This window comes from Mesorhizobium sp. M7A.F.Ca.CA.002.04.1.1 (genome assembly GCF_004022805.1).
Classification (GTDB): Bacteria; Pseudomonadota; Alphaproteobacteria; order Rhizobiales; family Rhizobiaceae; genus Mesorhizobium; species Mesorhizobium ciceri.
The window spans coordinates 1-4,309 of record NZ_RZPL01000511.1 but is presented as its reverse complement, the minus strand read 5'-3'; the positions used below and the strand labels follow the sequence as shown (position 1 = coordinate 4,309).

Here is a 4,309-nt window from a genome sequence, read left to right as displayed (position 1 = left end):
ACCGCGAGGCGACCGCGCGGCTCCTTGAGCCCTGGCTGGGCTCGGGCCTCAACATCGACGAATTGCCGGTGCCGCGACTGATCATCGTCACCATCGACGAGAACAGCCCGCCCGATTTCGCCGCCATACGCGCCGCGATCACCCCGAAACTGCCGAGCGCATCGCTCGACGATCACCGCACCTGGGTCGACCGGCTGGTGGCGATGGCCCGCACCACGGTGACCATCGGCATCGCCGTGCTGGCGCTGATGCTGTCGGCGACGGTGCTGACGGTGGTGTTCGCGACGCGCGGCGCCATGGCCGGCAACGGTCACATCATCGAAGTCCTGCATTTCGTCGGCGCCGAGGCACGCTTTATCGCGCGCGAATTCCGCCGGCATTTCCTGGTCACCGGCATGAAGGGAGCGGCGGCCGGCGGTGCCGCCGCAGTGCTCGTGTTCATCGTCTTTTCCTGGTGGTCGTCGCGCAATATGGCGACGCCGCAGGCCGACCAGGCGACCGCCCTGTTCGGCAATTTCGCCATCGGTTCGGCAGGCTATCTCGGTGTCGTCTTGATGGTGCTGGTGATCGGCGGACTGACGGCGGCAACCTCGCACGCCACCGTCGTTGCCTATCTCAGCGACATCGATGTCCGCCAACCGGATGCAGGCTAATTCATGTCGCCCAAAAGTGGGAACCGGTTTTGGGACAACGACATGGATAAAACAGGGTGATCACGAATAGAGAATTCGCGTAACGCAAAGTGCGTCTTTTACCTACCCAAGGCCGCATTTCAGGATTAACCATATGGCGATGGACGCGCGGGATTCGACCGGTACGGCTGGGCAGATGCCAGTGGTGGTTGCACGTTCGCATGACCGCCGCGCTGTGAGCCGTCTAAGAGCCACGCTGCGCCTGTCCGCCCTCTCCGTCCTCATCCTTGCAACTTTGTTTGCCGGCGGTTTCGGTTGGTTCGCCAACAAGGTCAGTCCCCTGACGACGCCCGCCAATCCGGCCAGGGCAGACGCGATCATCGTCTTGACCGGCGGCCAGTCCCGCCTCGATGCCGCGATGGATCTGCTGGCGTCCGGCAAGGGCGAACGGCTGCTGATCAGCGGCGTGCATCCTTCGGCCAGCCGTCGCCAGCTGCAGGCGGCAACCGGCGGCGACAAGAATCTGTTCTCCTGTTGCGTCGACATCGACCGCGCCGCGCTCGACACGATCGGCAATGCCGAGGAAAGCGCCAAATGGGTCGAGAGCCACGCCTATGGCACGGTGATCCTCGTCACCAACAATTATCATATGCCGCGCAGCCTGCTGGAAATGGGCAGGCTGCTGCATGGCGCCAAGCTCGAGCCCTATCCGGTGGTCAATTCCAACCTCGACAATGGCGGCTGGCTGACCAAGCCGCGGGCATTGCGCGTGCTGTTCACCGAATACAACAAATATCTGCTTGCGCTGGCGCGCGGCATCGTGCCTGTCAAGCCGACGCCCAACGGCATCGCGCTGGCCGAAACCGCGGCCGGCGGCTGATTATTCCCCTGCGGCCGCGCCCGAATTTCCCCTGAGCCGTGCGATCTCCTGCTCAAGGCGTTCGATACGCTTGTCCCGCTCGCCGAGTGCCGCCGCGACGTCGGCTGCCTCGAACCGTTGTGGAATATGCTGCGGGCAATTGGCATCCCAGGCCGAGACCGTGAACAGGACGACCTGCTCGGCGCGCGCTCTGTAGCCTTGCGGCATCAGCTTCGCCATCAGTTCGGCATCGTTCTCGACGACGCGCGCGGTGCCCCAGAGCTTGATGCGCTGGCGGTGCATATAGTCGATCAGGAACAGGAACGCCCTTGGATTGTCGGCCAGATTGCCCTGCGTGATGAACTGCCGGTTGCCGGAAAAATCCGCGAAGCCGATCGTATGTTCATCCAGCACCTTGACGAAGCCGGCCGGCCCGCCGCGATGCTGGACATAGGGCTGCCCCTCGCGGTTGGCGGTCGACAGGAAGACGCTGGTCTGCATTTCGATGAAGGCGGCAAGGTCCGGGGTGATGCCGGCCTGCCAGCCGCCACGCTCCTCGACGCGGGCGTAGGACTGACGTGAGCCCTTGCGGGCCTGGATCGCCTTGACGGTCGGCGTGAAGGCGACGTCGCTGGTGAAAGCATGCGCGTTCATCGAAAGCTTCCTTGCGGCAAGATGCTAAAGTCCGAGCTCCGACAGTGTCGGGTGGTCGTCCGGCCGCCGGCCGAGCGGCCAGTGATACTTGCGATCTGCCTCGCTGATCGGCAGGTCGTTGATGCTGGCGATGCGCAGACGCATCAGCCCGTGTTCGTCGAATTCCCAGTTCTCGTTGCCGTAGCTGCGGAACCATGAACCGCTGTCGTCGTGCCATTCATAGGCGAAACGCACGGCGATGCGGTTGCCGTGGAAGGCCCAGACCTCCTTGATCAGCCGGTAGTCGAGCTCGCGGCTCCATTTGCGCGTCAGGAAGGCCTGGATGGCGTCGCGGCCTTGCAGGAATTCGGCGCGGTTGCGCCAGCGGCTGTCCTTTGTATAGGCGAGCGCGACCCGCGCTGGATCGCGTGAATTCCAGGCATCCTCGGCCATGCGCGCCTTCTGCGCTGCGGTCTCGGCGGTAAACGGCGGCAGCGGCGGGCGGGCTTCGGACATGGCAACTCCTGTGCGAGGCCATGCTGCAGGCAGGGCCGACAGACTGGAATATAAGCCTTCCATCATTCAAAGGCAGGTGGCATATTCGTAACTTGTCCTTCCATTTTTCGGAAGAAGCTATGGATCGTCTCGAGGCCATGTCGCTCTTTGTCGCCGCGGTGGACGCCGGCAGCCTTTCCGCGGCCAGCCGCCGTTTCGGCATTCCGCTGGCGACGGTCAGCCGCAAGATTTCCGATCTCGAGCGCCATCTGAACACACGCCTCCTGAATCGTTCGACGCGACGGCTGACACCGACCGATGCCGGCCAGGCCTATCTTGCCGCCTGCCGCCGCATCCTGGACGACGTCGGCGAGGCCGAACGCACGGCCGCCGGCGAATACAGTGTTCCGACCGGCGAACTGGCCATCACCGCGCCGGTCGTCTTTGGCCGCCTGCACGTGCTGCCGGTCGTCACCGGCTTTCTCGCCGCCTATCCCGACGTGGACATCCGCCTGACATTGGCCGATCGCATAACCCAGCTGGTCGAGGACCATTTCGATCTCGCCATCCGCATCGGCCGATTGCCCGATTCGAGCCTGGTCGCCATCGGCGTCGGCGCGATCCGCCGCGTCGTCTGCGCCAGCCCGGCCTATCTGGCCGAACACGGCACGCCAACGACCCCGGAGGATCTGGAAACACACGATTGCATCACCTTCGAGGGGCTCGCCTCCGCCGCCAGTTGGAGCTTCATCAAGGGCAAGGCCGAAATCCCGGTTCGGGTCCGCTCGCGGCTTCAGGTCAACACCGCCGAAGCGGCCATCGATGCCGCGATTGCCGGCGTCGGGCTGACGCGTGTGCTTTCCTACCAGATCGAAGCCGCGCTGCGGTCCGGCGCGCTGCGCGTCCTGCTGCAGGAATTCGAGCCGGCGCCATGGCCGGTAAGCCTGGTGCATGCGGGCCACGGCCTGCTGCCGGTCAAGCTGCGCGCCTTCCTCGATTTTGCCGCTCCGCGCCTGAAGGCGCGGCTGGCGCGGCTGATGTAGCGGAACCAGGCCAACCCATCGGTGGCCGTTCTTCGTCGCCACCCAAAGCGCCCTGCGGCCATTTCCTTTTTTCCCGCGCTTGGTGTAACCAACGCTCACCTCCTCACCGGGCTCCCCCAATGCTCTACATCAGATCGCTGACGTTCAATTTCGTCTTCTACGTCAACCTGATCGTCCAGATGATCCTCTGGACCCCCTACTATTTCCTGTCGCCCCGGCACCGCGCCTGGTTCGTGCCGAAATTCTGGTCGCGCACCTCGATGTGGCTTTACGAGAAGATCGCCGGAACGAAGAACGAGATCACCGGCCGGGAAAACCTGCCCGAAGGCTCCTTCATCCTGGCACCAAAGCATCAGTCGTTCTGGGACGCGATCGCCTTCTTCCCCTTCCTTCAGGACCCGCTCTACATCCTCAAGCGCGAGCTGACCTGGATCCCGTTCTTCGGCTGGTACATCATGAAGATGCGCATGATCCCGGTTCATCGCGGCAGCCGTTCGAAGGCACTGAAGGCCGTGGTCGCCGCGACCAAGGAAGAGATGGCGCGCAACCCTCGCCAGCTCATCATCTACCCCGAAGGGACAAGACGCGCGCCGGGCGACGAACCGGCCTACAAATACGGCATCGTCGAAATCTACACGCAGCTTGGT

6 protein-coding genes are annotated in these 4,309 nt (G+C 63.8%); 4 read left to right on the top strand and 2 right to left on the bottom strand.

Annotated features, from left to right (window positions below; genetic code table 11):
- Together ENZ75_RS22975 and ENZ75_RS22970 are read left to right on the top strand one after the other, a co-directional pair.
- The coding region (locus tag ENZ75_RS22975) for an ABC transporter permease (protein ID WP_164887945.1) at positions 1-653 on the top strand (653 nt) is incomplete at its 5' end.
- Positions 654-786: 133 nt separating this feature from the next.
- On the top strand, positions 787-1,512 hold the full coding sequence (locus ENZ75_RS22970; RefSeq protein ID WP_127232236.1) for a YdcF family protein: 726 nt from the start codon (positions 787-789) through the stop codon (positions 1,510-1,512).
- Here the strand turns inward: ENZ75_RS22970 and ENZ75_RS22965 are convergent, their stop codons facing one another.
- Together ENZ75_RS22965 and ENZ75_RS22960 are read right to left on the bottom strand one after the other, a co-directional pair.
- Positions 1,513-2,145 (bottom strand): pyridoxamine 5'-phosphate oxidase family protein, encoded by a 633-nt coding sequence (locus tag ENZ75_RS22965; protein WP_063169092.1) that lies wholly within the window; start codon positions 2,143-2,145, stop codon positions 1,513-1,515.
- Positions 2,146-2,169: 24 nt separating this feature from the next.
- On the bottom strand, positions 2,170-2,640 hold the full coding sequence (locus ENZ75_RS22960; protein ID WP_063169093.1) for a DUF1348 family protein: 471 nt from the start codon (positions 2,638-2,640) through the stop codon (positions 2,170-2,172).
- A gap of 119 nt (positions 2,641-2,759) precedes the next feature.
- Between ENZ75_RS22960 and ENZ75_RS22955 the strand changes: the two genes are divergently transcribed.
- Positions 2,760-3,662, top strand: a complete 903-nt coding sequence (locus ENZ75_RS22955; protein WP_063169094.1) for a LysR family transcriptional regulator — start codon at positions 2,760-2,762, stop codon at positions 3,660-3,662.
- A gap of 119 nt (positions 3,663-3,781) precedes the next feature.
- Positions 3,782-4,309: 1-acyl-sn-glycerol-3-phosphate acyltransferase (locus tag ENZ75_RS22950; RefSeq protein ID WP_164887944.1), on the top strand; the 528-nt coding region annotated here is incomplete at its 3' end.

Excerpts from the sequence above, each read along its gene's own strand:
- ENZ75_RS22955 (WP_063169094.1), top strand. The coding sequence starts at position 2,760 with ATGGATCGTCTCGAGGCCATGTCGCTCTTTGTCGCCGCGGTGGACGCC.
- ENZ75_RS22965 (WP_063169092.1), bottom strand. The coding sequence starts at position 2,145 with ATGAACGCGCATGCTTTCACCAGCGACGTCGCCTTCACGCCGACCGTC.
- ENZ75_RS22960 (WP_063169093.1), bottom strand. The coding sequence starts at position 2,640 with ATGTCCGAAGCCCGCCCGCCGCTGCCGCCGTTTACCGCCGAGACCGCA.
- ENZ75_RS22970 (WP_127232236.1), top strand. The coding sequence starts at position 787 with ATGGCGATGGACGCGCGGGATTCGACCGGTACGGCTGGGCAGATGCCA.